Raw genomic sequence first — 26,080 nt, forward strand, 5'->3', positions numbered from 1 at the left:
GTTATCGCGCGGCCTCGCGGGCGCGGCGGGCCTGGTAGGTTGTCAGGTGGGCGTAGGCGAGCTGGAGCGTCGGTGCGGCTGCGGCGCCGGCGCGGTCCAGCATGTCGCCCAGGATGTGGTCGGCTTCGATGGCGCCGCCGCTCTCCAGGTCCCTCAGCATCGACGCGCTGATCGGCGAACCGGCCGCCGTCAGCATGGCCAGCGCGCGTTCCAGCGACGCGGCGCGCGGCGGGTAGCCGTTGACGGCGGCGATGGCGGCGCACTGGTCGAGCAGCGTGCGCGGCAGCGCGGCGTTGCCGGCGGCGACGATGTCGCCCACGGTGCCGCGCAGCAGGCAGGTGGCGCCGGCCAGAGCGGTGATGAAGATCCACTTTTCCCACATCTCCAGCCGCATCTGTTCGCTGGCACGGGCGTCGAAGTTGGCGCCGGCCATGGCCTGCGCGATGGCGGCGACGCGCGGCGAACTGCCACCGTCGAGTTCACCGAACACCAGGCTGTGGGCATCGTTCAGATGCAGCACGGTGCCCTGCGGATCGAGGGTGGCGGAGATCAGGCACAGGCCGCCGAGCACCCGATCCGCGCCGAAGCGCGCGGCCAGCCGGTCGACGTGCGCCATGCCGTTCAGCACGGGCAGGATGGCCGTCTGCGGCCCGACGGCGGCGGCGAACGAATCCATGGTCGCATCGAGATCGTAGGCCTTGCAGCCGACGATGACGACATCATAGTGTTGCGCGATCTGCTCGGACAGCAGATGCGGCGGCGCGTTGAGCGTCAAGTCGCCGCGCTGGCTCTTGATGTGCAGCCCATGCTGCTTGAGCTGGGCCGCGCGTCCGGCGCGCACAAGAAAAGTGACGTCCCGGCCCGCATCCAGCAGCCGCGCCCCGAAATACCCACCCAGCGCACCCGCGCCGACCACCAGAATGTTCATCGTCATGTCCTAAAAAAACGGGGTCAGAGCTAAAAACTGGACACGAACTCTGCCGCTAGCAGTTGAGCTCGTGTCCAGTTTTTAGCTCTGACCCCGGAGGAGGGGGTCAGTTGCGGACCAGGGTGCCGTCGGCTTTGCGGACGCGGTCGCCTTTGTGCATGTTCGGGTCGTGGTCGAAGTGGAAGTTGGCTTGCTGGCCGTTGTCGTATTTGACGTGCACCGTCCACTCTTTGGTGGCGCGGGCTTTTTCTTCGACTTTCTTGCCGGCATAGGCGCCGCCGGCGGCGCCCGCCACCGTGGCCAGTTGCCGGCCGTGGCCGCTGCCGACCTGGTTGCCCAGCAGCGCGCCTGCCACGCCGCCGGCGATCAGGCCCACGGCGCCGCCCTTGCCATCCTTGTCGTGCACCGCCACCGCGGTGACGCGGCCGCAGTCCTGACATTGCGGTTTGTGTTGCGGCTTGGCTTGCGCCTGCATGCCGGACAACAGTCCGGTCAGCAGCAGGGCGGTGGCGATCGAGCGGGTTTTCATGGTGTTCTCCTGGTTAGCCATAGGCGCCGCCAGTGTATAGCAAATCGAAAAATCGTGAGATTGTGGCGATCAGCCCGCCCGCGCCCAGCATCATGCTGGCCACCAGCACCACCGCCACCGGCCAGTGCGTGTCCGATTGCCGGCCGCTGCCGGGATTGAAGCGGGCGTCCCATTTGTCGTCCGACATCAGGCCCAGCACCAGCGCTTCCAACAGGCCGACCAGCACCGACAGCGTGACCGGCAACAGTTTATAGAAGCCGTCGGCCTGCGGCGCCAGCGCGGCGACCAGCGCGGCGGCCGGCAGGCTGGCCAGGTGCGCCCACAGCCACCGGTCGCGCGCGCCGCGCAGGTACAGGCGGTGCAGGCCGAGGCCGCCCAGCAGGAAGGCTGCCAGCGTGGCCAGGGTTTTGTTTTTGTGGTGCGGAATCGTCATGGTGTGCGACTTTTACACGGAAAGCAGGCAGTATCGGTCATAATACCGCCCCCGGCTTGCCTTTTTTGTTGTCTTGGCACTTGCCCCACTCGCCGGAACGGGGGATAATCTTCGATTACCCCAATCTGCCCGATTATTTCATTAACGCTTGCTGCTTCGCGGCAAAGCGCGCTATAATTTGCGGCTTTTTCCGTCCTAGCACACTTTTTGGAAATATTATGGTCGTTATTCGTTTAGCTCGTGGAGGCGCCAAGAAGCGTCCGTTCTTCAACATCGTTGCAACCGACTCGCGCAATCGCCGCGATGGCCGTTTCATCGAGCGCATCGGTTTCTACAACCCGATGGCATCCGGTGGCGAAGTGCCACTGCGTATTACCGCTGACCGTCTGGCTCACTGGCAATCCGTCGGCGCCCAACTGTCGCCGACCGTTGCTCGCCTGGTAGCTTCGAACAAAGCTGCTTAAGTTCGGGTTGCTGGTTTGACCGATCAGAATGCATCCGGGGTGCAAGTCCCCGACGATCTGGCACAGGTGGGCTTTGTCTTCGGTGCCTACGGCGTTGCTGGCTGGGTCAGGATTCGTCCTTTCTCGGAAGATGCGGATGCACTCCTCAAGGTGAAAACCTGGTGGATCGACAAGCCTTCGCTGCACGATGTCGAGGTCAAGCAGTGCAAACTGCATGGCGGCGACGTGGTCGCGCAGCTGGTGGGAGTGACCGATCGGAATGTGGCAGAAGCGCTCAAGGGTGCCGCTGTGTCCGTTCCGCGCAGTCGTTTCCCGGTGCTGTCCGACGATGAGTTTTACTGGACCGAGTTGATCGGTCTGGATGTAGAGAATTTGCAAGGTGAGCACCTCGGCAAGGTGACTGACATGATGAGCAACGGTCCGCAGTCGATCTTGCGCATCACGCCGGCCCCATCCGCCGAAGCTGATCCCGAAGTTGCGGCGCAAGAGCGCCTGATCCCGTTTGTGGAGGCGTTCGTCATCAAGGTGGACAAGACCGCGAACAAGATCACCGTCGACTGGGGCCTTGATTATTAAAAGAACATAAGGGCGGCCCGCCATGCAATTCGATGTCGTGACCCTGTTCCCTGAAATGTTCGCCGCACTGACGCAGTCGGGTGTCACCCGGCGCGCGTTCGAACAGAATAAATGTGGCTTGTCGCTGTGGAATCCGCGTGATTTCACCACCGACAATCACCGCACCGTGGATGACCGCCCGTATGGCGGCGGCCCCGGCATGGTGATGCTGGCCAAACCCTTGGAAGCGACGCTCAACGCGGCGAAGCAGCGCCAGACCGATGCCGGTCTGCCCGCGCCGCGCGTGCTGTTCATGTCGCCGCAGGGCAGGCAATTGACGCACGAGCGTGTGATGCAGCTGCAGCAGGAGCCCGGTCTGGTGATCCTGTGCGGCCGCTACGAGGCGGTGGACCAGCGTTTGCTGGACCGTTGCGTCGACGAGGAAATCAGCCTCGGCGATTTCGTGCTGTCCGGCGGCGAGCTGCCGGCGATGGCCTTGATGGATGCCGTGATCCGCCAGATTCCCGGCGTGTTGAACACGGATGCGTCGGCGGTCGAGGACAGCTTCGTCAACGGCTTGCTGGATTCGCCGCACTACACGCGGCCGGACCAGTATGAGGGTGTGGGCGTGCCGCCGGTGCTGATGGGCGGCAACCACGCCGAGATTGAAAAATGGCGCCGCCAGCGCATGTTGGAGGCGACCGCGCGCAAGCGCCCGGATTTGCTTGTCAAAGCGCGTGAGGCGGGACTGCTCACCAAGCTCGATGAGCGATTTTTGGCGGGTCTTTAAGGACCTGCTTGTTATAACCCCATCCTCTACCGGGCGAGTTTCATTACTCATGCGCGCCGGCACGATGGTTTATGGAGTCATTAAAAATGAACCTGATTCAACAACTCGAGCAAGAAGAAATCGCTCGCCTGGGCAAAACCATCCCTGATTTTGCTCCTGGCGATACCGTGATCGTCAACGTTAACGTCGTCGAAGGCACCCGCAAGCGCGCCCAGGCATACGAAGGCGTCGTGATCTCGCGTCGTAACCGTGGCCTGAACTCGAACTTCATCGTTCGCAAGATCTCGTCCGGCGAAGGCGTCGAGCGTACCTTCCAGCTGTTCTCGCCGCTGATCGCTTCGATCGAAGTGAAACGCCGCGGTGACGTGCGTCGCGCTAAACTGTACTACCTGCGTGATCGTTCCGGTAAATCGGCACGTATCAAGGAAAAACTGCCAAACCGTCGCCCAGTGGCGAAAGCAACCGCAGCTTAATAGCCGCGCTTGTGTTTGGATGAAGAGGGCGCCTTGGCGCCCTTTTTTATTATCAGGAGGTAGCGTCTTGGCCAAGCTCACGTTCGACCCGCAACAACTTCCGATCGACGCCATCGCCGGCGAGCCGGCCGTGGCGCCGGAGCGCTTGACGCCGGCCTGGCTGCGCCAGCGCTTCGCCGGCCCGGCGCCGCTGTGGGCGGCGGAGCGGCGCGAGCGCGTGCTGCCCGAGCGCGAGGACCGGGCGCCGACGCCGGCGTCGGTGCTGGTGCCGCTGATCCAGCGTCCGCACGGCCTGACGCTGCTGCTGACGCAGCGCACCGCGCACCTGACCGACCATCCCGGCCAGATCAGCTTTCCCGGCGGCCGCGCCGAGGCCTACGACGCGGACGCGGTCGACACCGCGCTGCGCGAGTCGGAGGAGGAGATCGGGCTGGCGCGCCGCCACGTCGAGGTAATCGGCAGCATGCCGCCGTACCTGACCGGCACCGGCTACTGCGTGACGCCGGTGGTGGGCCTGATCGCGCCGCCGTTCGAGGTGGCCGCCGATCCGTCCGAGGTGGAGGCGATCTTCGAGGTGCCGCTGGCGTTCCTGATGGACGGCGCCAACCACCAGCGGCTGTCGATGGAGTTCGGCGGCGGGCGGCGCAGCTTTTATGCGATGCCGTACGAAGGTTATTACATCTGGGGCGCGACGGCGGGTATGCTGCGGAATCTGTTCCATTTCTTGCGCGCGGAGTGATAACTACGCTATCGTTACGGGCAATGCCGAACCCAAAGGACGTTTAATGACATTTCTTTCCATTCTCTGCGCGCTGCTGATCGAGCAAATGAAGCCGCTGCGCGCGGACAATCCGGTCTACGCCGAAATCAAACGCCTGGCGTTGCGGATGGAGACCTGGTTCAACGCCGGCCACTCGACCCACGGCCGCATGGGCTGGTTCCTGATGATGGCGATCCTGATGGTGCCGACGGCGGCGATCTATTGGACGCTGAAGTATTACGACTGGTTCCTGGCGGCCTTCGCCTGGAATGTGCTGATCGTCTACCTGACGCTGGGCTTCCGCCATTACAGCCACTATTTCACTTCGATCCAGCTGGCGCTGAACGCGGGCGACGAAGCCGGCGCGCGCGCCTTGCTGGCCGAGTGGACGCGGCAGGACACGGTCGGCATGGAGGTGTCGGAGATCGCCCGGCTGGCGGTCGAGAAGTCGCTGATCACCACCCACCGCAATGTGTTCGGGGTGTTCTTCTGGTTCACCATGCCGCTGGGGCCGGCCGGGGCGGTGATGTACCGCGTCTCCGAGCATCTGGCGCGGGCGTGGAACGAGCCGGAGCACATGCGCAACGAGGCCTTCGGCCAGTTCGCCAGCCGCGCCTTCTACTGGATCGACTGGATTCCGGTGCGCCTGACCGCCGTCGCCTTCGCGGTGGTGGGCAACTTCGAGGACGCGATCTACGCCTGGCGCAATTTCGCCCACCGCTGGCACAACGAGGCGATCGGCATCATCCTGTCGGCCGGCGGCGGCGCGATGGGTGTGCGGCTCGGCACGCCGACCGAGAACGCGGCGCGGGTGCTGCTGGTCGACGCCGCCACCGTGGACAGTTCCGACGTCGAGCCGGACGTGCTGCCGGGCGAGGAGCCCAGCATCCGTTCGCTGCAAAGCACGGTCGGCCTGGTGTGGCGCGCCTTGCTGCTGTGGATGATGTTGTTATTGCTGCTGTCGAGCGCGGTCTGGCTTGGAGCATCCCCTTAACAAGGTACAATAGCGGCATTGCTGTGGTGCAGTAAGATGGTTTTTCTGCACCAAAGTAGTCCTTTGTGGAAAAAGGTGGATTGAAATCAATGGCTTACATATTTAGGTCTTCTATAAGATATAATACGTAAGATCCACACAGAAAGCAGCCGCGCCCATGGCAGAGTCAGTTCAAAAACCGGTCGAACAGCAGGATTCGTTCTTCATCATTGGCCAAACCAGCGATGGCCGCCAGTTCCGCCCCAGCGATTGGGCGGAGCGCCTGTGCGGCGTGATGGCGTGCTTCAAGCCGGAAGGCTACGGCGGCGGCCGCGACTCGCATTTGCAGTTCTCCCCTTATGTCACGCCGACCGTGATCAACGGCGTCAAGTCGGTGGTCGTCAACGGCAAGCTGCGCGCGCTCGAGCCGCTGGCCTATCACTTCGTCATCTCCTTCGCCAAAGACAACGACCTGCAGATGGTCGACGCCTGTCTCATGCCGGACAAGAGCTGAGCTTACTCCCGAATTAAAATTTGCTTAAGCGCATACCCACGCGGGCGGGGGAGGGCGTATGCTGCCTGTTCTTCAGTTTTTTTCGCGAGAGACCATGAACCACAGCCGCCTCAAACACGTCGCCGCCGCCAGCCTGATGCTGTGCGGTTTGTCCTTTGTCGCCACCGGTTCGGCGTGGGCCGCCGCCGCGTCGCCCGCCTTGCCGGCCGGCGTGGTCAAGGGGCCGTCGGTCGAGGGCATCACCGAATATCGGCTGCCGAACGGCTTGAAGGTGCTGCTGTTTCCGGACGCGTCCAAGCCGACGGTAACGGTCAACGTCACCTACCTGGTCGGCTCGCGCCACGAGAACTACGGCGAGACCGGCATGGCGCACCTGCTGGAGCACATGATGTTCAAGGGCGCGCCGAAGAACCGTAGCATCCCGCAGGAATTCGCCAGTCGCGGCATGGAGTTCAACGGCACCACCTCGTACGACCGCACCAACTACTATGAGGTGTTCCAGGCCAGCCAGGACAACCTGAAGTGGGCGCTGGACATGGAGGCCGACCGCATGGTCCATTCCTTCATCGCGCGCAAGGATCTGGATTCGGAAATGACGGTGGTGCGCAACGAGTACGAGTCGGGCGAGAACGAGCCGTTCTCGGTGCTGCTGAAGCGCATGCAGAGCGTGGCCTACGACTGGCATTCCTACGGCCGCTCGACCATCGGCAACCGCAGCGACATCGAGAACGTCAAGATCGAGAACCTGCAGGCGTTCTATCGCACCTACTACCAGCCGGACAACGCGGTGCTGCTGGTGGCCGGCAAATTCGACCCGGCGCAGACGCTGGCGTGGATCAGCAAATCGTTCGGGGCGATCCCGAAACCCAAGCGCAGCCTGCCGCCGTTCTGGACGGTCGAGCCGACGCAGGACGGCGAGCGCAGTTTCGTGGTGCGCCGCAAGGGCGATATGCAGATCGTCGCGCTGGGCTACAAGATCCCGGGTGCGCTGCAGGAGGACAGCGATGCGCTGAGCTTCATGTCCGAGATCCTCGGCGATACGCCGACCGGGCGGCTGCACAAGGCGCTGGTGGAAAGCGGCAAGGCGGCGCAGGTGTTCAGCTTCGGCCAGACCGGCTATGCGCCGGGCTTGCAGATCATCGGCGCGGTGGTCAAGGCGGGCCAGCCGCTGGAGCCGGTGCGCGATGCGCTGATCGGCGCGGTCGAGAGCTTCGCACAGACGCCGCCGACCGCCGAGGAGATGGAGCGGGTGCGGCGCAGCTATGCCAACAGCATCGAGAAGTCGTTGAACGATCCGCAGAAGGTCGGCGTGACCTTGTCCGAGGAGATCGCGCTGGGCGACTGGCGCTTGCTGTTTCAGGGCCGTGACAAGCTGCCGTCGATCACGCCGGAGCAGGTCAGCGCGGCGGCGGCGCGTTATCTGAAGCGCGACAATCGCGTGGTCGGCAGCTTCGTGCCGGAGGATCATCCGCTGCGCGCGGACATCCCGCCTGCGCCGCCGGTGGCGGAGGTGATGAAGGACTTCAAGGGCAAGGACAGCGTGCTGACCTCGGAGGTGTTCGTGCCGAGCCAGGCCAACATCAACGCGCGCACCGAGATCAAGACCATCGGCGGCTTGAAGGTGGCGCTGCTGCCGAAGAAGAATCGCGGCGAGGCGGTGTCGGTGGACCTGCAGCTGCATTGGGGCGATGAGAAGAATCTGTTCAACACCTCCATCGTGTCGATGGCGGCGCATGAGATGCTGATGCGCGGCACCAGCAAATACAATCGCGAGCAGTTGGCCGATGCGTTTTCCAAGCTGAAGATCTCGGGCAGCCTGTATCGCTTCGATACCACCGGGCCGAATCTGGATGCGGCGTTGCGGCTGGTGTCGCATGTGCTGAAGGACGCCAGCTTCCCGGCATCCGAGTTCGAGCAGTTGCGCCAGCAGTGGCTGGTGGGCGTGGAGGCGTCGCGCAACGAGCCGCAGTCGCTGGCCGGCCAGGAGCTGGAGCAGCACTTCGATCATTATCCGAAGGGCGATGTGCGCGCGTCGATGACGGTCGATGAGCAGCTGGCGGCGATCAAGGCGCTGAAGCTGGAGGATGTGGTGGCCTTCCATCGCCAGTACTACGGCGCCGATCATGGCGAGCTGGCGGTCGTCGGCGATTTCGACAAGGCGGCGATCAGCAAGACCATCGATGAAAGCTTCAGCGGCTGGAACAGCAAGGTGGCGTATGCGCCCATCGCCAGCAGCAATGTGGACAAGGCGCCGCTGCACAAGACCATCAATGCGCCGGACAAGGAGAATGGCTTCTACACCGCGCGCGTCAATGTCGATCTGAACATCAATGATGCCGAGTATCCGCTGCTGGATCTGGCCAACTTCATCTTCGGCGACGGTGGGTTGAAATCGCGCTTGATGGACCGTATCCGGCAGAAGGATGGTTTGTCGTATGGCGGCGGAGCGGGCTTGCAGGCGGGCGAGATCGACCGCGCCGGCAGCTTCAGCATCGATGCCATCGCGGCGCCGCAGAATCTGAAGAAGCTGGAGGCGGCGATCCGGCAGGAGCTGGATCGGGCGTTGAAGGATGGTTTCACGGCGGCGGAACTGGCGGGCGCGAAATCGGGGCTGATGCAGCAGCGGGTGCAGAACCGCGCCAAGGACAATGTGCTGGCGGCGGGATGGACGCGCAATCTGTATCTGGGCCGTACCTACAGCTGGAGCAAGGAGTATGAGGACAAGCTGCAGGCGGCGACGCTGGCGCAAGTCAATGCCGCGTTCCGCAAGGCGATCGATCCGGCCAAGCTGAGTATCGTGGTGGCCGGCGATCAGGCCAAGGCCAAGTAAGCGTTAGATCTTCGCCAGCACCGAGACGAAGATCGAGCCGGAGAAGGCGAACAGCACCACCGATGCGATGCGGTGCACCAGCGGCTGTCGCGGCGTGGCGCTGGGGTAGGCCAGCACCGCCGCGCCCATCGCGATCCACAGCGCGGCGATCGGGATCAGCAGGCTGCTGAAGATGGCGTAGGCTTGCAGCATGGCGCCGGTGCCGGCGGCCAGTGGCGGGAACACTACGGTGGCGAAGAAGAAGGCCTTGGGGTTCAGCAGCGTGACCGTGAACAGCTTGCGCGGGCCGATGCCGGCGGCGCCGGCTTGGCCGGCTTGCGGCGCGGTGCGCCACAGCGTCAGCGCGGACCAGGCGATGTAGGCGGCGGCGCAGACGCGGGCAACGGTCGGCGCGCCGGGCGCCACGGCGGCGGCCAGCGCGAGGAAGGCGCACCAGATGCCGATGGCGATGATGTAGCCGATCCATTCGGCGCCGATCAGGCGCAGCGACCGTCGCAGGCCGTCGCGGCTGCCGGCCAGGAACAGCAGGGTGTTGGTCGGGCCGGGCGTCAGCAGCACCGCGCCGATGGTCAGCGCCATGAGGGCCGGGCCATGGGGCGCCAGCTCCGATAGTGATGGGAAATGCATCGGGCTATCCTTGATTTGTTGAAGCTGGCAGTGTGATCGACATTTGGCATTTTTGCAATGATGGTCTTTAATCTATGTCGTCCAGCAGGTCGTGCGCGCGGCGGTAGCGCGGCAGGCGGCGTTCCAGCGTGTTTTGCGATTGGTGGTTGGCGTGTTCGACCAGCGTGAGCGCGGTGTTGAGTGCGTCGCTCATGGCTTTTGCGGCGGCGGCCATCGCTTCCTCCGGTAATTTCGGCGCCTTGGCCGCGAGCAGGGCTTCGCGGGCGCGCAGTTGCGCGGCGTTGGTCCAGTTCTTTTCGCCGGGGAAGCGTATCCAGAGCTCGCGCCAGGCGTTGCGGGTGTCGCCAAAAACCTGATGTACCATTTGATTCGGCGAGACCGCCGCGCCGCGATAGATGATATCGTCGCCGGTTACTTCGGCGTTGTGCCAGTTGTCGCCGCTGCGCATGCGCAGGCGTGTGCCCTCGGACAGGAATAGCTGCTTCCATTGGTAGCCGCGTAACGGGGCGGCGTCGGTGCGGCATTTTGCCATCCACATGCGGATCGCGCTGGCGATCGCTTCGGCGGGCGTGAGCGCGCTGCCGCTTTTGCGCAGGAAGTCGCATAGCTCGTCGTAGGCGGCGGGCGGAATGAGTGTGGGGGGAAGTGGTTTTTCTGGGCTTCGCCGAATCATGCTGGTTCTCCTTTCTGGAATTGGCGCTTTTCTTCTATTTCTGTCTGTTAGACGGCCGCCCGAAAAAAGAGTTCGGAAATGATAAAAATAGAAGAAATCAGAAGGCCATTGCAGCATCGTTCGGCGAAGGGGCGTGGAACGGCACCCCCACTAGGTATTCTCAAGGAAACTAAGGAGCGGCGATGGCGAAGCATTTGAGGATTGATGGGCGGGTGCAGGGCGTCGGATATCGCGCTTCGTTCGCGCAGCAGGCGATCGCGCTGGGGTTGGCCGGCTGGGTGCGCAACCGCAGGGATGGCGCGGTCGAGGCTTGTGTGGACGGCGACGCGCAGGCCGTCGAGGCCATCACCGCCTGGGCCAGGCGTGGGCCGCCCGCTGCGCAGGTGTCCAACGTCACCGTCGAAGACAGCGCCGTGCCGGCGGGCGGCGACTTCAAGATCCTGCCCACGCTGTAATCCTGCACGCTTCCCGATTATGTACTATCATTAGTTACATGAGACGAGACAGCAAACTATCTTCCATCCTGCACGTGCTGCTGCACATGGCGCACGCCAACAGGCCTTTCACCTCCGAGGAGCTGGCCGGATTCCTGGACACCAATCCGGTATTGGTGCGCCGGGTGTTGGCCGGGCTGCGCGAGCGCGGCTACGTCGGTTCCGGCAAGGGCCACGGCGGTGGCTGGAGCATTACCTGCGACTTGCGCAAGGTGACGCTGCGCGACATCTACGAAGCCGTTGGTTCGCCGACGGTGTTCGCGATGGGGAATCGCGTCGAACAGCCCGAGTGCCTGGTCGAACGCGCCGTCAACGATGCGCTGGCCGGGGCCTTCGATGAGGCGGAAGCGCTGCTGATCGAACGTTTCAAGGACGTGACGCTGGCCGACTTGTCGGACCGCTTCAATCAGGGATACGCACATCACAAAGGAAACCAGCATGACCATCCAACATCCGGCAAGTGAGTTCGACGTCATCGTCGTCGGCGGCAGCTATGCGGGCCTGTCGGCCGCGACCCAGCTGGCGCGGGCGCGGCGGCGCGTGCTGCTGATCGACGCCGGTCAGCGGCGCAACCGCTATGCGCATTATTCGCATGGCTTTCTGGGTCAGGATGGACGCGAGGCGAGCGCCATCGTCGCCGACGGCCGCGCGCAGTTGCTGAAGTACCCGACCGTGCGCTGGCTCGAAGGCAGCGCGGTCAGGGCGGAGGCGGCGCCGTTGAACGAAGACTTTCGCGTGACGCTGGCCGACGGAAGGGCGTTCGATGCGCGCCGGCTGGTGCTGGCGACCGGCGTGGTGGACGAGCTGCCGCCGGTGCCGGGTCTGGCCGAGCGTTGGGGCAGCAGCGCTTTCCATTGTCCCTACTGCCACGGTTATGAACTGGAGCAGGGCCGCATCGGTGTACTGGCGACCGGACCGCTGTCGATCCATCATGCGATGATGCTGCCGGATTGGGGCACGGTGACCTTGCTGCTGAACGGGGCTTTCGAGCCGGATGCGGCGCAGCAGGCGTCGCTGGCCGCTCGCGGCGTGACGCTGGAGCGCGCCAAGGTGAGCGCGATCACCGACCGTGCGACGGTGGTGCTGGAGGATGGGCGCAAGCTGGCGCTGGACGGCTTGTTCGTCATGAGCCGCACGCACAGCGGCAGTCCGTTGGCGGAGCAGCTGGGTTGCGCGATGGATGAGGGGCCGATGGGCATGTTCGTGCGCACCGATATGATAAAGGCGAGCACGGTGGCCGGGGTCTATGTGTGCGGCGATGCGGCGCGCGCGGCGGGCAGTGTGGCGCTGGCCGTCGCCGATGGCACGATGGCCGGCGTGGCGGCGCACCAGTCGCTGATCTTCGGCGCGGTAGCTGCGGCGGCGTAGGCGCTTACGGTTGCTTGTGCGCCAGCGCGATCAGTTCCTTGCGCATTTCCATGGCGCGGCTCTTGCCGATGCCGGCGTCGAATTCGGCTTGGGCTTGCTGCCAGTATTGGTGGGCTTGGGCGTATTTTTGCCGGCCTGTTTCGGTCAGCGTGAACACCAGCTTGCGGCTGTTGGCGGCGTCCGGCAGTTGCTGGATGTAGCCGTCGCGCGAGAGCGGCTTGAGGGCGCGCACCAGCGTGGTCCGGTCCATCACCATCAGTTCCGATAGTTCTTGCGTGGCGATGCCGGGATTGTTTTCGATCACCGCGAGCAGGCTGTGTTGGGATGTGGTCAGGCCGGCTTTTTCCAGGTGGCGGTCGTACAGCGCAGTGACCGTTCTTGCGGCCTGGCGCAGGGCGAAGCAGTTGCAGGGATGAGTGATCAACGTGTCGGTCATTATGCCTCCTGGCAGCGGATGCGCTCCACCAGGCTGGCCAGCGTGCGCGCGGCCAGGCGGGCTTCGAAGCCGGATTGGGCGTCTTCCAGCACGTCGGTCATCGAGTCCTTGAGGTGGCGGCTGGTGGGGCAGGCTTCCTGGATCGGGTAGTCGTGGATATTGAAGGTGGCCGGTGCTTCGCTGGCGCGGTAGATGTCGAGCAGCGAGATTTCTTCAGGCGGTCTGGCAAGGCGGCATGCGCCGTGCTTGCCGCGCGTGGCGGTGACGATGCCGGCCTTGGACAGCTTGGCCACCGAGCGGCGTACGAAGGTCGGCTCGGCGTTGACGCTGCCGGCCAGGCGTGCGGACGTGACGTCTTCGCCGTAGTGGTCGCCCAGCACGGCGGCGATGTGCGCGGCGACGGTGAATTGTACGTTTTTCAGTGACATGAGCAGGCTTCCAAACTAACTTTCATATGCATGTGGCAGTGTACCGCATGCAGGCGGGCGGCGTCCCCACGTGCGGGACGCCGCCTGTCCGCTGCCACCCCAAGCGGCCAGCAGCGCGGCGGCTGCGGTCGCGCGCTCAAGCGGCGGCTATCGGCCGGCCAGCGTCGGCGCTCGGGCCGGCGAGGCGGCCGACACGGGGGCAGTCGCCGACATCGAAGCCAAGGCCGGCGCCGGGGCAGTCGCCGACGCCGACGTCAAGGCCAACGCGGGCGCCGACGCCGACGTCAAGGCCAACGCGGGCGCCGGGACCGACGTCGGTGCCACGGCCGGGGCGCCCGCCGACGCGGCGGTTGTCGCGCCGGGGGTGGCGCTATCCCAGCCGCCGCCCAGTGCGCGGATCAGCGCGACGGTGGTGACGGCGCGGTTGCCGCGCAGCTGCACCGCGCCGCGTTCGACCGCCGCCAGGTTGCGCTGCGCGTCCAGCAGTTCCAGGTAGCTGGAGCGGCCGGCGTCGTACAGCTTCTGCGCCAGGTCGGAGGAGCGACGCGCCGATACCACGGCGGCGTCGATTTGCTCCGTCTGGCCGGCCAGGATGCGCAAGCCGGCCAGATTGTCTTCGACCTCGGCGAACGCCACCAGCACGTTCTGCCGGTACGCGCCGACCGATTCCTCCAGCGCCGCTTCGCTGCGGGCGATGTTGGCCTTGTTGCGGCCACCGTCGATCAAGGGCATCGACATCAGCGCGCCCAGAACCCACGAGCGGCTGCTCCACTTGAACACGTCCGCCACCGTATTGCCGGAAGCACCGCCGGCGCTGGCGTTCAAGGTCAGCGCCGGGAACATCGCCGAGCGGGCCACGCCGATGCGGGCGTTGGACGCTTCCATCGCGCGCTGCGCGGCGGCGATGTCGGGACGCCGTTGCAGCAGCGACGACGGCAGCCCGGCCGGGATAGCCGGCATCAGCGCGGTGTCCAGCAGCGGGCTGGCGCCGGCGGTGTAGCTGGCCGCCGGCTTGCCCAGCAAGACCGCGAGCGCATGCTCGGTGGTGCTGCGCTGGCGCTGCAGGCCGATCGCCTCGGCGCGCGAGGTCGCCAGCTCGGTGCGGGCGCGCGACAGGTCGAATTCGCCGATGTCGCCCAGGTCGAAGCGACGCTGGTTGACCTTGACGTTTTCTTCGCGGGTCCGCACCGTGCGGTCCAGCGTTTCCAGCTCGGCGTCGGTGGCGCGCAGACGGAAGTAGGTCTGCGCCACATCCGCCTGCACCGACAGCAGCACCGAGCGGTAGGTCGCCTCGATCGAGGCGGCATCGTTGCGGGCCGCGCCGACATTCGACGATACGCGGCCGAACAGATCGACTTCGTAGCTGGCCGTCAGCTGCGCGCTGAAGACATTGCCCGGCGCGACCGGGGTGCCGGCCGGCAGGCCAAGCGCCACGTCGGACTGCCGCTGGCGCTGCGCGCCGACGCCGACGCCGACCTGCGGAATGCGATCCGCCTCGGCGATGCCGGCGATGGCGCGGGCCTGCTTGACGCGGGCCGCCGCCACCGCCAGGTTGGCGTTGGCGCGGGTGGCTTCGGCGACCAGCGCGTTCAGCGCCGGGTCGTTGAAGGCCAGCCACCACTCGCCGCGCGGCTGCGCTTCGGCCGCCTGCGCGGCTTGCCAGGTGCTGCCGTCGGCGGCGATGCGCACCGGCGCGGCGGCTTCCTTGAACGCGACCGGAACCTCGATCGCGGGTTGTTTGAATTCAGGCGCGGCGCAGGCGGTCAGCAGCAGGGCCGCCAGCAGTGGCGCGACGCCTTGGGCGATCATCGATTTCATCTCAGTGTCCTTCCAGTTGGGTAGGCGCCGATGCAACGACAGCGACCGGGACGGCCGGCTTGCGCTGCTCCAGGTATTGCGCCAGCTTGCGCAGCAGGATGTAGAACAGCGGCGTCAGGAACAGGCCGAAGAAGGTCACGCCCAGCATGCCGGCGAACACCGCCACGCCCATCGCGTGACGCATCTCGGCGCCGGCGCCGTGCGAGAACACCAGCGGCAGCACACCCATGATGAACGCGATCGACGTCATCAGGATCGGACGCAGACGCAGACGCGATGCCTCCAGCGCGGCCTGCACCACAGTGCGGCCATGATGTTCCAGCTCGCGGGCGAATTCCACGATCAGTATCGCGTTCTTCGACGCCAGCCCCACCAGCACGAACAGCGCGATCTGGGTGAAGATGTTGTTGTCGCCGCCGGTCAGCTTGACGCCCAACAGCGCGCACAGGATCGACATCGGCACGATCAGGATCACCGCCAGCGGCAGCGTCCAGCTTTCGTATTGCGCGGCCAGCACCAGGAACACCAGCAGCACGCACAGCGGGAACACGTAGATCATGGTGTTGCCGGCGATGGTGTCCTGGTAGGTCAGCTCGGTCCATTCATAGGTCACGCCTTTCGGCAGCACTTCCTTGGCGATGCGTTCCAGCGCGGCTTGCGCCTGGCCGGACGAGTAGCCTGGCGCCGGGCCGGCGTTGACGTCGGCCGCCAGGTAGGCGTTGTAGCGCTGCACGCGGTCCGGGCCATAGCTGTTCGAAATGCGCATCAGCGACGACAGCGGAATCATCTCGCCTTTTTCGCTGCGCACCTTCAGCTGCGCCACGTCTTCCACATGCGAGCGGAATTGCGCGTCGGCCTGCACGCGGACCTGGTAGGTGCGGCCGAACTGATTGAAGTCGTTGACGTACAGCGAACCCAGATTGATCTGCAGCGTCTGATAGATGGTCGCCAGCGGCACGCCCAACTGCTTGGCCTTGTCGCGATCGATGTCGGCGTACAGCTGCGGCACGTTGATCTGGTAGCCGGAGAACACGCCCGCCAGTTCCGGCGCGGCGCGCGCTTTCTCCACCAGCTTCTGGGTGGCGTTGTACAGCTCATCGTAGCCCAGGTTGCCGCGGTCTTCGACCATCATCTTGAAGCCGCCAATGGTACCCAAGCCGTTCACCGGCGGCGGCGGGAACACCATGATGAAGGCGTCCTGAATCGAGCCGACACGCTTGTTGATCTCGCCGGCGATGCCGGGACCGCTGACTTCCTTGGTGTTGCGGGTTTCGGGCGCCAGCTCGCCGACGAACACGATGCCGGAATTCGGCGCGTTGGTCAGGTCGTTGACCGACAGGCCGGGGAAGGCCACCGTGTTGCGCGCGCCCGGCACGCCCAGCGCGATATCGGCGGTGCGGCGGATCACGCTTTCGGTGCGGTCCAGCGACGCCGCTTCCGGCAGTTGCGCGAAGCCGACCAGATAGCCCTTGTCCTGCGACGGCACGAAGCCGGCCGGCACCAGTTTGAACATCACCGCCGCCAGCGCCACCAGCACCAGGTAGAAGCCGACCGACATCGATTTGCGCGCCAACACGCCTTTGACGCCGGTTTCGTACTTGTGCGAGCTGCGGTTGAAGAAGCTGTTAAACCAGTGGAAGAAGCGGCCGAACAGCTTGTCCATCACGCGGGTGACGGCATCCTTCGGCGCGTCGTGTGGACGCAGCAGCGCCGCAGCCAGGGCCGGGGCCAGCGTCAGCGAGCTGAATGCGGAGATCACCGTCGAGATGGCGATGGTCAGCGCGAACTGGCGGTAGAACTGGCCGGTCAGGCCGGAGACGAAGGCGATCGGCACGAACACCGCGCACAGCACCAGCGCGATGGCGATGATCGGGCCGCTGACTTCCTTCATCGCCTGCACCGTGGCGTCGCGCGGCGACAGGCCGTCGGCGATGTTGCGCTCGACGTTTTCCACCACCACGATGGCGTCGTCGACCACGATGCCGATCGCCAGCACCAATCCGAACAGCGTCAGCGTGTTGATCGAGAAGCCGAAGCCCAGCATCACGGCGAAGGTGCCGACCACCGACACCGGCACCGCCAGCAGCGGGATGATCGAGGCGCGCCAGGTTTGCAGGAACACGATCACCACCAGCACCACCAGCGCGATCGCTTCGATCAGCGTGTGGATCACGGCCTTGATCGAATCGCGCACGAACATGGTCGGGTCATAGGCGACGCTGAACTTGACGCCTTGCGGGAAGTCGTGGCTCAGCTCCTCCATCTTGGCGCGCACGTCGGCCGACAGTTGCAGGTCGTTGGCGCCGGGCGAGGCGAAGATCGCCAGCGCCACCGCCGGCTTGTTGTCCAGCAGCGCGCGCAGCGCATACGAGCCGGAACCGAGTTCGATGCGGGCCACGTCGCGCAGGCGGGTCAGGGCGCCGTCCTCGTTGACGCGCACGGTGATGTTGCCGAAGTCTTCTTCGGTCTTCAGGCGGCCCTGGGTGTTCATGGTCAGCTGGAATTCGCTGCCCTTGCTCGGCGAGGAGCCGACCACGCCGGCGGCGACCTGCACGTTCTGCTCGCGGATGGCGTTGGTGACGTCGGTCGCGGTCATGTTGCGGGCGGCGATCTTCTGCGGGTCGAGCCAGATGCGCATCGCGTAGTCGCCGGAGCCGAGGATGTTGACCTGGCCCATGCCGGGAATGCGCGCCAGCTGGTCTTTCACGTTCAGCACCGCGTAGTTACGCAGATACAGTTCGTCGTAGCTGTTGTCCGGCGAGACCAGGTGCACCACCATGGTCAGGTTGGGCGAGGTCTTGACGGTGGTGACGCCGATCTGGCGCACCTCTTCCGGCAGCCGTGGCAGCGCGCGCTGGACGCGATTCTGCACTTCGGTTTCGGCCTGCTGGATGTTGGTGCCGATCTTGAACGTCACCGTCAGCTTGAGCGCGCCGTCGGAGGTGTTCTGCGACGACATGTAGATCATGTGTTCGACGCCGTTGATCTGCTCCTCCAGCGGCGCCGCCACTGTTTCGGCGATCACTTTGGGATTGGCGCCCGGGTACTGCGCGCTGACCACCACCGATGGCGGCACCACGTTCGGGTACTCCGAGATCGGCAGCTGGAAGATCGCGATCAGGCCGGCGACGAAGATGATGATGGACAGGACCGCCGCGAAGATCGGCTTGTCCACGAAGAAGCGGGAGAAGTTCATGATCAGTTTCCTTTCGCGTCAGCGGTGGCGACCTTGGCGTCGGCGCTCTTGCCGTCCATGGTCACCAGCTGGGCCGACAGCGGCGCGCCCGGATGCACGCGCTGCAGGCCGTTGACGACGATCTTCTCGCCCGGCTTCAGGCCGGAACGCACCACGCGCAGGCCTTCGGCGGTGGCGCCCAGCGTGACCTGGCGGTACTCGGCCTTGCTGGCGGCGTCGATGACGTACACGAACTTGCGGCTTTGGTCGGTGCTGATCGCCTGGTCGTTGATCAGGATGGCGTTGGCGCGCGCCTTGTTGTTGGCGCTGGTCTCGAGCTGGACGCGGGCGAACAGGCCGGGCACCAGCAGGTTGTCGCTGTTGGCGAAGACGGCGCGCATGCGCACCGCGCCGCTGCGCACGTCGAGCTGGTTGTCGACGAATTCGAGCTGGCCTTCATGCGGGTAGCCGGTTTCGCTGGCCAGGCCGACGCGCACCTTGACCGGATGGCCGGCGTGGGCGTTGGCGGCGACGCTCAGATAGGTCGATTCGTCGCCGTCGAAGCTGGCGTAGATCTTGTCATCGGAGACCATCGTGGTCAGCACCGCCGACGGATCGATCAGATTGCCGAGCGTGATTTCGGCCTTGCCGACGCGGCCGTCGACCGGCGCGGTGACCTGGGTGTAGCTCAGATTGAGCCGGGCGGTTTCGTATTGCGCCGAGGCGGCGCGGGCGTTGGCGTCCAGTTCCTTCAGGCCGGCGGCGCGTTCGTCGTACTCGCGCTGGGCGATGGCTTTATCGGCCAGCAGTTTTTCGGCGCGCGCCAGTTCCAGCTTGGCCAGATCGGCCTTGGCGCGGGCCGACACGGCGGCCGCTTCGGCGCGGTTGGCTTCGGCCTGGAAGGGGCGGGGATCGATCACGAACAGCACCTGGCCTTTTTTGACCTTGCCGCCGGGCTGGAAATTCAGCGACGTGATATAGCCGCCGACGCGCGAGCGGATCTGCACCCGTTCGATCGCCTCCAGCCGGCCGGAGAACTCCTGGGTTTCGGTGATCTGCTTTTCGATCACCACGGCGGCGGTGATCGGCGCGCCCTGGCTGGCCGCCGGCGCGGCGTCGGCCTTGCTGTCGCCGCAGCCGCTGAGGATCGCCGCCGCCAGGCCGCCGGCCGCGAGCGCCGCCAGCATGGGGCGGAGTTTTTCTTGGAAGTGGTTCATGGAAGTTCCCTGTCATGGTTAATGTGCATATGCACACATTGGAATGAATGTGATTTTAATCGTCTCATTTAAGAAGTCAACTGATTTCGTGCGTTTATCCGATGAAACCTTGCGCTAGCGCAAAGTCTGCGGACGTGTGCCCGGCGATTAGGTGCGACAATGAGCGGTTCACCCCCATTCTTCAAGGAGCGCCCGGCATGGGAGCATTAAATTTCGAACAACCCGACCTGGCGGCGCAACTCGCGATGCTCGATGAGACCGCGCTGGACGCGCTCGATTTCGGCGTGATCGGCTTCGACGCCGAGACGGTGGTGTGCCGCTACAACGCCTTCGAATCGGCCGCCGCCGGGCTGACGCCGCAGCGGGTGCTGGGCCATCCGCTGTTCACCGTGGTGGCGCCGTGCATGAACAACTTCATGGTGGCGCAGCGCTTCGAGGACGCGCAGGCCGACGGCGGGGCGCTGGACGCCGTCATCGACTACGTGCTGACCTTGCGCATGCGGCCGGTCAAGGTGCAACTGCGGCTGCTGGCCACGCCGTCGGCGCCGATCCGCTACGTGCTGATCAAACGCCCGTGAGCGCCCGATGAGCGGCGCGACCGACGACGCCTACGAAGGGCTGATCCAATTCCTGTACATGTCGCCGGTGGGGCTGGTGCAGCTCCAATCCGATGGGCAGGTCGAGTTGATCAACCCGATGTCGGCGCAGTTGCTGATGCCGTTGGCGCGCGGCGACTTGGACAATCTGTTCACGGTGCTGGAGCCGTACGCGCCGGAGCTGCGGCGCTTGTGCGCGGAGTTCGGCGCGCGGCAGGGCGTGATCTGCGAGGCGATGCGGATCGCGTTGCCGGAGGGCGCCGGCGGGCCGAACGCGCCGCAGTTCTTGTCGCTCGGCCTGATGCGGGTCGACGGCGGGCGCATCATGGCGTCGCTGGTGGACGCCACCAATGATGTGCAGCGCGAGGAGCGCACGCTGGCGCGGCGGCTCGACAGCGTGGCGCGCACCGATACCCTGACCCAGCTGCCCAACCGCGCCGCCGTGCATGAGCTGTTGCAGCGCATGGCGGCGCGCCCGCGCGGGGCCGGCGGCGATCATGGCGCGCTGATGTTCATCAACGTCGACCGCTTCAAGCAGATCAACGACACCTGGGGCAACGCCGTCGGCGACCAGGCGATCTGCCTGATGGCCGACCGCCTGCGCGCCGCGCTGCGCTCGGACAGCCGTCGCGGCGAGCCCGAGGCGCATGGCGCGGAGGACGACGCGCATGGTGGGGCGGCCGGGGGGCGGCACGTGGGCGCACGGGACGCACGGGACGCACGCGACGCACGGAACGCGCGCGACGCGCACGAGGCGCTGGGCGCGGTGCCGGCGCGGGTGGCGGGCGACGAATTCGCGGTGCTGCTCGACGGCCTGGAATCGCCCGCCGTCGCCGAGCGGGTGGCGGAGCGGCTGTTGCAGGCGCTGGGCCGGCCGTACCGCATCGGACCGCACGAAATCGTCTGCACCTTCAGCATCGGCCTGGTGGCGCTGTCCGACGCGCCGTCCGGCCCCGCGCCGACCGCCGACGAAGTGCTGCGCGACGCCGGCATCGCGCTGGTCGCCGCCAAGGCGGAAGGCGGCGGCCGCTGCGTGCTGTTCGCGCCGGAGATGCGCGAGCGCGCGGCGCGGCGCGGCGGCGTCGAAGCGGAACTGCGGCTGGCGCTGGATCGCGGCGAACTGTTCACGGTCTACCAGCCGGTGGTCGGCATCCTGCCCGACGGCGGCATCGACCGCTCGACCGGCGTCGAAGCGCTGGTGCGCTGGCAGCATCCGGTGCGCGGCCTGGTCGGGCCGGTGGAGTTCATCGAGATCGCCGAGGAATGCGGCTTGATCGGCGCCATCGGCGAGCATGTGCTGCGCACCGCCTGCCGCGACTTCATGCACTGGCGGGCGGAACTCGGCGCGCTGGCGCCACGGCTGCTGGCGGTCAACCTGTCGCGCGCGCAGCTGGCGCAGCGGGATCTGTGCGAGAGCGTGCACAAGGTGCTGCTGGCCTGCGCGATGCGCCCGGAACAGCTGCAACTGGAGATCACCGAAAGCCTGGCGGCGCAGGGCGCCGATATCCAGTCGCAGTTGCAGCGCCTGAAGCGGCTCGGCGTCAAGCTGGCGCTGGACGATTTCGGCACCGGCTATTCCTCGCTATCCAGCCTGCACCTGCTGCCGGTGGACACGGTCAAGATCGACCGCTCCTTCGTCAGCCTGGCCGACACCAGCGCCCACCACGAGGTGCTGATCGAGGCCACCGTCAAGGTGGCGCGCAGCCTGGGCATGAACACCGTGGCCGAAGGCATCGAGACCGAGGCGCAGGCCGCCGTGGTGCGGCGCCAGGGTTGCGACAAAGGGCAGGGCTACCTCTACAGCCGGCCCTTGCATTCCGACCGGCTGATCGAGTGGCTAAGGGCGGGCGTTCTTTAGCACGCCCTGTCTGTGCTCGGGCAGGTGCGCCGCCGGATCCTGCGCCGCGTCGAACACATAGTGCTGGAAGATCGCGCCCCACGCCGCGCGCACTTCGGGCGGCTGGTGCTTCATCGCCTTCAGCGTGGCGACCAGCGCATCGAAGGTGGTGCCGGCGTCCGGCGCCGGCTGCTCGTTCTTCCACCAGTAGTTGACCATCATGTTCAGCACACCGTTCGACCGCACGTGATGCCACCACAGCGTCGGGATGTACAGCGCGTCGCCCGGCAGCAGGTCCGCCACCAGCGCGGCCGCCATCGCCTCCCTGAAGCGCGGGTGCGCGGCGTGGTCCGGCGCGCTGAAATCGACCATGCTGATCGGCGTCGGCGTCGGCGCGAAATCCAGCGGGCCGATATACAGGTTGGCCGCCTGCTCGGGCGGGAACAGCGTGAAGCGGCGCTGGCCGCTGACGACGCAAGCCAGGTTGTAGGATTCGTCGAAGTGCGCCGGGGTGGTGATGGTGTTGCCCAGCCATAGGCGCGGCCGCGCCGATGGCGGCAGCGCCGGCGCCACGTTCTGCAGCGCGAACTGCGGCAGGCAGTCGTCGATCAGCGCGCTCTGGATCGCCACCGACGGCGGCGCGTCGAACTGCGAATAGCGCGCCAGCTGCTCGACCACCTTGGACACCGGCACCTTGTTGCGGACGAAATTAAAGCCCGTCATATCCGGCTTGTAGAACAGCCGCCCGCGCTCGGCCGGCGGCGTCAGTACCGCATCGACCTCGAAGCCGCTGTCCAGTTCCAGCAGGTATTGGCACAGCGCCTCCGGCGACTGCCGCGCCTTGTGCACCGCCGGCCAGTGCCGCACGAAGCCGCGCAGGATCGCCGGCCGATAGCTGCCGGCAACCTCGCTGAAGAAACGGGCCGGGTCGAGATCGCGGAATTCGGTGATGGTGTTCATGATCGTATGATGGCATAAAAAAAACCCGCCAGGGCCGGGGAGCCGTGGCGGGTGAGGGACTACACAATGAAAATTAATACTTGATGTGCAGGCCGGCGTAGTACTGCGCGCCGTTGGCGTAGAAGCGTGCCGGCTGATCCTTGTTGAAGATGTAGTTCTTCAGGATAGGATTGTTCAGGTTCTGGCCACTGATCGTCAACGTCAGGTTCTTGCTGATGTTGTAGTTGAACGAAGCGGACAGGGTGCCGGTCGAATCCTGGTACAGCGGCGTGCCGCGATCCTGGGCCGCCAGGAACGACGAACGCCATGCGTAGCTGACGCGGGCATTGAAGGTGTCGTTCTCGAAGTACAGGCCGCCGTTGGCGGTGGTCTTCGAAGCGCCCAGCATGTCGCATGGATCGCCGGCGGTCGCGGTCTGGAACGCAGGGCAGCTGCCGAAGTCCAGGTGCGAGTCGGCCAGCGTGACGTTGCCGTCGAAGCCGAAGCCCATGCCCACCGGTACCTGCGCCGCCAGTTCCAGACCCTTCACCTTGGCGCCGACGTTGATCGGCGAGGTGATGGTGTAGTTGGCGAACACTGGCTTCTTCTGTTCCTGCGAAGCGCGGGTGTCGATGAAGTTGCCGGTGCTGGTGCCGTAGCCGACGTAGTCCTTCAGGTCCATGAAGAACAGACCGGCCGACAGCAGGGCGCGCGGTGCGAAGTACCACTGGACGCTGGCGTCGATGTTGTTCGACTTGACCGGTTTCAGCGACGAGTTGCCGCCGTTGCCGGTATGGGTTTCGTCGGTCAGGATCACGGCGCCGCCCAATGCGCCGTAGTCGGGACGGGTCATGGTGCGCGACAGGCCCAGACGCGCGACGACGTCCTGGCGCAGGTCGAACTTCAGGTTCAGGCTAGGCAGCGGGATCGTGGTGTTGTTGTCGATCGCGGTCTTCTTGACGAAACCACCCCATGGATACGCTGGCAGCGTTTCGCCGGCAGGCTGGTTCGGCAGGATCTGGTAGCCGTTCGAGGTGCCTTCGGTGCGCACCAGGCGCACGCCGACGTTGCCGCTCCAGCCTTCGCCTTCCATCTCGCCCTGGACGTAGATCGACTTGGTGTTTTCCTTCAGGTCGAACATGTCCTGGTAGTAGGTGCGGCTGACGTCGCGGTTCGAGTGCAGGTCGCCCCAGGCGTTCAGGATCGCGGGATCGAGGATCCAGACGTTTTTAGGGAAGTCGCCGCCCAGGTCCTTGCCGAAGTTGCCAGGGTAGGTGGTGCCGTTCCAGGTCGGGTTGGTGCTGGTGCCGCCGACATCGGTGTTGGCCCAGTTCGGACCCTGCGCCACTTCGAAGTTGGAGCGGGTGTGGTGGGTGCCGCGCACGCCGAATTTGATTTCGCGGAACACGCCGGCGTCCAGCGCGAAGGCCGCGTCGATCTGGCCGTAGTTTTCCTTGTCTTCGGTGGTCGCCGGCGAGACGCCGAAGATCCAGTCCAGCGGCGTGCCGGTGAACTTGGTGACGTCGATGTTCGGGAACTTGACGGTGGCCGGCGAACCCAGGCCGTTCAGCTGGTAGCTGGCGCCGGAGTTGTTGACGTCACCTTCGAACACGCCCTGGCTCGGGGTCACGCCCTTGCCCTTGGTGGCGCCGGCTTTGGCGGTCAGCACCAGCTTGTCGTTGACGCGCCATTTGCCGTCCAGGTCGAAGAACTCGGTCTGTGCGTAAGCGCCATCGCGGACGATGTCATCGACGATACCGTAGCGCAGTGGCGCGGCGGTGGTGCCCTTGTTGGTGAACGAGGCCGACATCAGCGTGCCGTTGCGGACCACGTAGCCTGGATCCGGCGCGACGCCGGCGCCCAGCATGCCCGAGCCGTTCATGTCGGTCATGTAGTTGGTGTTGTAGTTCGACGCGTTCATCTTCGAACGGAAGTAGGTCGCTTCCAGGCTCAGGTCGCGGCTAGGCTTGAATTGCAGGTCGACCAGACCGCCTTCGCGCTTGCGCTCCTGCTGGAACAGCGAGGAACCGATCAGGCGCGGGAACCAGACGTTGGCCAGATCCGGGTTGGTCTTGACGGCGGCGTTGGTCGGTGCGACCTGGGTCCATTGCAGCAGTTCCTGGCCATCGCGGCGCAGCGTGCGCTTCTCGGAGAAGCCCTGAACCATCAGGCCCAGCGTGCCGGCGTCGTTCTTCCAGTTGAACAGCGCGCTCACTTGCGGATCGGTTTTTTCCGGCAGCGTGGCGTACACCGCTTGCACGGTGGCCTCCATCGAGATCGGCTTCTTGAAGTCCAGCGGATGACGGGTGCGGATGTCGATCGAACCGCTCGAACCGCCTTCGACCTGGTCGGCGGTTGGCGCTTTGTAGACCACGACTTGGCCGACGATTTCCGACGGCAGCAGCGAGTACGATGCGGAACGGCCGACGGCGCCGCCCACCTGGTCCAGCACGAACCAGTCGCCGGTCGACACGGCGTGGCCGTTGATCAGGGTCTGGGTCAGCGAAGGGGCGGTGCCGCGCATCGAGACGCGGTCGTTTTCATCGAAGCCGCCCGAACCGGCGCCCGAGGTGGAGATGTTCACGCCAGGGATGCGTTGCAGCGAGTCGGCCACGTTCTTGTCCGGCATCTTGCCGACGTCTTCGGCGGTGATCACGTCGACGTTGCTCGACGCATTGCGCTTGACCGACAGCGATTGCTGCAGCGAGCCGCGGATGCCGCTGACGACGACCACTTCCGGCTCTTTCTCGGTGGTGGTTTGTTGCGCCTGGGCGTTCATGCCGACGCTCAGCGCCAGCAAGGCCGCCGCGGTGGCGATAGGCGTCAGTTTGGACATCTTAGTATTATTCGAATTGTGGTACATGTTCCCTCCCGTTGATGAAGGCTCCGCCGAGCCAACCGATTGTTGATGTGTCATTGTTCACTTCTTTTGCAACCACGTTCAAAACCAATCCAACGCCAATATACCCGGGTTTTAATACCAGATCACTACCACTTTAAAATTCTTTTTTGTTATGTTGTATGCCGCATACAGAATGGCTTTGTGGCAACTACGTAGAAGCGGCCGGACGGTGGTATTGCAGGCGGTTGTGGGCCGTTTCAACACAAGGAGGGCCAATGGCTATAAGGGTTTCCTGCTTGTTGCCGGAAATATTTGTGGCATCGGGGCAGATCATGGCTTGTACTGTGGTCTTTTTTTGGTATTATCGTTTGACAAATTCGG

25 protein-coding genes are annotated in these 26,080 nt (G+C 65.2%); 13 read left to right on the forward strand and 12 right to left on the reverse strand.

From position 1 onward, the window contains the following. Position 1 precedes the first annotated feature (1 nt). From panE to GW587_RS25945, 3 genes are all read right to left on the reverse strand, one after another. Positions 2-928 (reverse strand): 2-dehydropantoate 2-reductase, encoded by a 927-nt coding sequence (gene panE, locus GW587_RS25935; protein WP_166107804.1) that lies wholly within the window; start codon positions 926-928, stop codon positions 2-4. A 106-nt stretch (positions 929-1,034) separates the two neighbouring features. After that, on the reverse strand, positions 1,035-1,457 hold the full coding sequence (locus tag GW587_RS25940; RefSeq protein ID WP_229259660.1) for a glycine zipper 2TM domain-containing protein: 423 nt from the start codon (positions 1,455-1,457) through the stop codon (positions 1,035-1,037). A 13-nt stretch (positions 1,458-1,470) separates the two neighbouring features. Further along, on the reverse strand, positions 1,471-1,890 hold the full coding sequence (locus tag GW587_RS25945; RefSeq protein ID WP_166107806.1) for an NINE protein: 420 nt from the start codon (positions 1,888-1,890) through the stop codon (positions 1,471-1,473). 218 nt (positions 1,891-2,108) lie between these two features. Between GW587_RS25945 and rpsP the strand changes: the two genes are divergently transcribed. From rpsP to GW587_RS25985, 8 genes are all read left to right on the forward strand, one after another. Next, positions 2,109-2,354, forward strand: coding sequence for a 30S ribosomal protein S16 (gene rpsP / locus GW587_RS25950; protein ID WP_008446017.1), 246 nt, complete (start codon positions 2,109-2,111; stop codon positions 2,352-2,354). Positions 2,355-2,369: 15 nt separating this feature from the next. Next, positions 2,370-2,930, forward strand: a complete 561-nt coding sequence (gene rimM, locus GW587_RS25955) for a ribosome maturation factor RimM (protein ID WP_166107807.1) — start codon at positions 2,370-2,372, stop codon at positions 2,928-2,930. A 22-nt stretch (positions 2,931-2,952) separates the two neighbouring features. Further along, positions 2,953-3,699: a tRNA (guanosine(37)-N1)-methyltransferase TrmD gene (trmD, locus tag GW587_RS25960; protein WP_166107808.1), complete on the forward strand. Its 747-nt coding sequence runs from the start codon at positions 2,953-2,955 to the stop codon at positions 3,697-3,699. An 86-nt stretch (positions 3,700-3,785) separates the two neighbouring features. Continuing rightward, positions 3,786-4,172, forward strand: a complete 387-nt coding sequence (gene rplS / locus GW587_RS25965; protein ID WP_166107809.1) for a 50S ribosomal protein L19 — start codon at positions 3,786-3,788, stop codon at positions 4,170-4,172. Positions 4,173-4,191: 19 nt separating this feature from the next. After that, complete coding sequence (locus GW587_RS25970; RefSeq protein ID WP_166107810.1) at positions 4,192-4,911, forward strand: CoA pyrophosphatase; 720 nt, start codon at positions 4,192-4,194, stop codon at positions 4,909-4,911. Between the two features lie 46 nt (positions 4,912-4,957). After that, positions 4,958-5,926, forward strand: coding sequence for a CobD/CbiB family protein (locus tag GW587_RS25975; RefSeq protein WP_166107811.1), 969 nt, complete (start codon positions 4,958-4,960; stop codon positions 5,924-5,926). Positions 5,927-6,083: 157 nt separating this feature from the next. Then, positions 6,084-6,419, forward strand: a complete 336-nt coding sequence (locus tag GW587_RS25980; protein ID WP_166107812.1) for a DUF3579 domain-containing protein — start codon at positions 6,084-6,086, stop codon at positions 6,417-6,419. A gap of 94 nt (positions 6,420-6,513) precedes the next feature. Continuing rightward, positions 6,514-9,249, forward strand: coding sequence for a M16 family metallopeptidase (locus GW587_RS25985; RefSeq protein WP_207393652.1), 2,736 nt, complete (start codon positions 6,514-6,516; stop codon positions 9,247-9,249). A gap of 3 nt (positions 9,250-9,252) precedes the next feature. On the opposite strand, the gene GW587_RS25990 is transcribed toward GW587_RS25985, so the two are convergent. Together GW587_RS25990 and GW587_RS25995 are read right to left on the reverse strand one after the other, a co-directional pair. Beyond that, on the reverse strand, positions 9,253-9,876 hold the full coding sequence (locus GW587_RS25990) for a LysE family translocator (protein WP_166107813.1): 624 nt from the start codon (positions 9,874-9,876) through the stop codon (positions 9,253-9,255). Between the two features lie 67 nt (positions 9,877-9,943). Continuing rightward, positions 9,944-10,549, reverse strand: coding sequence for a hypothetical protein (locus tag GW587_RS25995; protein ID WP_166107814.1), 606 nt, complete (start codon positions 10,547-10,549; stop codon positions 9,944-9,946). A gap of 182 nt (positions 10,550-10,731) precedes the next feature. Here GW587_RS25995 and GW587_RS26000 point away from each other — a divergent pair, with 182 nt between their 5' ends. The 3 genes from GW587_RS26000 to GW587_RS26010 are packed head-to-tail and all read left to right on the forward strand — an operon-like array spanning position 10,732 to position 12,411. Next, entirely contained in the window at positions 10,732-11,004 is a 273-nt protein-coding gene (locus GW587_RS26000; protein ID WP_166107815.1) for an acylphosphatase, read from the forward strand. Between the two features lie 38 nt (positions 11,005-11,042). Next, positions 11,043-11,507 (forward strand): Rrf2 family transcriptional regulator, encoded by a 465-nt coding sequence (locus GW587_RS26005; RefSeq protein WP_166107816.1) that lies wholly within the window; start codon positions 11,043-11,045, stop codon positions 11,505-11,507. Beyond that, positions 11,482-12,411 carry an NAD(P)/FAD-dependent oxidoreductase gene (locus GW587_RS26010; protein ID WP_166107817.1) on the forward strand — a complete coding sequence of 310 codons (930 nt, stop codon included), beginning with the start codon at positions 11,482-11,484 and terminating at the stop codon, positions 12,409-12,411. The genes GW587_RS26005 and GW587_RS26010 overlap by 26 nt, the downstream gene beginning before the upstream one ends. A 4-nt stretch (positions 12,412-12,415) precedes the next feature. Here GW587_RS26010 and GW587_RS26015 read toward each other — a convergent pair whose 3' ends face one another. The 5 genes from GW587_RS26015 to GW587_RS26035 form a co-directional block, all read right to left on the reverse strand. Further along, complete coding sequence (locus tag GW587_RS26015; protein ID WP_166107818.1) at positions 12,416-12,847, reverse strand: MarR family winged helix-turn-helix transcriptional regulator; 432 nt, start codon at positions 12,845-12,847, stop codon at positions 12,416-12,418. Then, positions 12,847-13,275: an Rrf2 family transcriptional regulator gene (locus GW587_RS26020; RefSeq protein WP_166107819.1), complete on the reverse strand. Its 429-nt coding sequence runs from the start codon at positions 13,273-13,275 to the stop codon at positions 12,847-12,849. Before GW587_RS26020 ends, GW587_RS26015 begins: the two co-directional genes overlap by 1 nt. A 147-nt stretch (positions 13,276-13,422) precedes the next feature. Beyond that, positions 13,423-15,093, reverse strand: coding sequence for an efflux transporter outer membrane subunit (locus tag GW587_RS26025; protein WP_229259662.1), 1,671 nt, complete (start codon positions 15,091-15,093; stop codon positions 13,423-13,425). Between the two features lies 1 nt (position 15,094). After that, on the reverse strand, positions 15,095-18,289 hold the full coding sequence (locus GW587_RS26030; RefSeq protein WP_166107820.1) for an efflux RND transporter permease subunit: 3,195 nt from the start codon (positions 18,287-18,289) through the stop codon (positions 15,095-15,097). A gap of 2 nt (positions 18,290-18,291) precedes the next feature. Further along, complete coding sequence (locus tag GW587_RS26035) at positions 18,292-19,485, reverse strand: efflux RND transporter periplasmic adaptor subunit (RefSeq protein ID WP_166107821.1); 1,194 nt, start codon at positions 19,483-19,485, stop codon at positions 18,292-18,294. Positions 19,486-19,682: 197 nt separating this feature from the next. Between GW587_RS26035 and GW587_RS26040 the strand changes: the two genes are divergently transcribed. Then, on the forward strand, positions 19,683-20,063 hold the full coding sequence (locus tag GW587_RS26040; protein WP_166107822.1) for a nitrogen regulation protein NR(II): 381 nt from the start codon (positions 19,683-19,685) through the stop codon (positions 20,061-20,063). 7 nt (positions 20,064-20,070) lie between these two features. Then, positions 20,071-21,939: a putative bifunctional diguanylate cyclase/phosphodiesterase gene (locus GW587_RS26045; protein ID WP_229259663.1), complete on the forward strand. Its 1,869-nt coding sequence runs from the start codon at positions 20,071-20,073 to the stop codon at positions 21,937-21,939. Here GW587_RS26045 and GW587_RS26050 read toward each other — a convergent pair. Then, positions 21,919-22,878, reverse strand: coding sequence for a cupin-like domain-containing protein (locus GW587_RS26050; RefSeq protein WP_166107823.1), 960 nt, complete (start codon positions 22,876-22,878; stop codon positions 21,919-21,921). The genes GW587_RS26045 and GW587_RS26050 overlap by 21 nt on opposite strands. A 73-nt stretch (positions 22,879-22,951) precedes the next feature. Beyond that, complete coding sequence (locus GW587_RS26055) at positions 22,952-25,693, reverse strand: TonB-dependent receptor (protein WP_166107824.1); 2,742 nt, start codon at positions 25,691-25,693, stop codon at positions 22,952-22,954. Between the last annotated feature and the right edge of the window lie 387 nt (positions 25,694-26,080).

It is taken from the genome of Duganella aceris, from assembly GCF_011090165.1.
In the GTDB taxonomy this organism is placed as follows: Bacteria; Pseudomonadota; Gammaproteobacteria; order Burkholderiales; family Burkholderiaceae_D; genus Rugamonas; species Rugamonas aceris.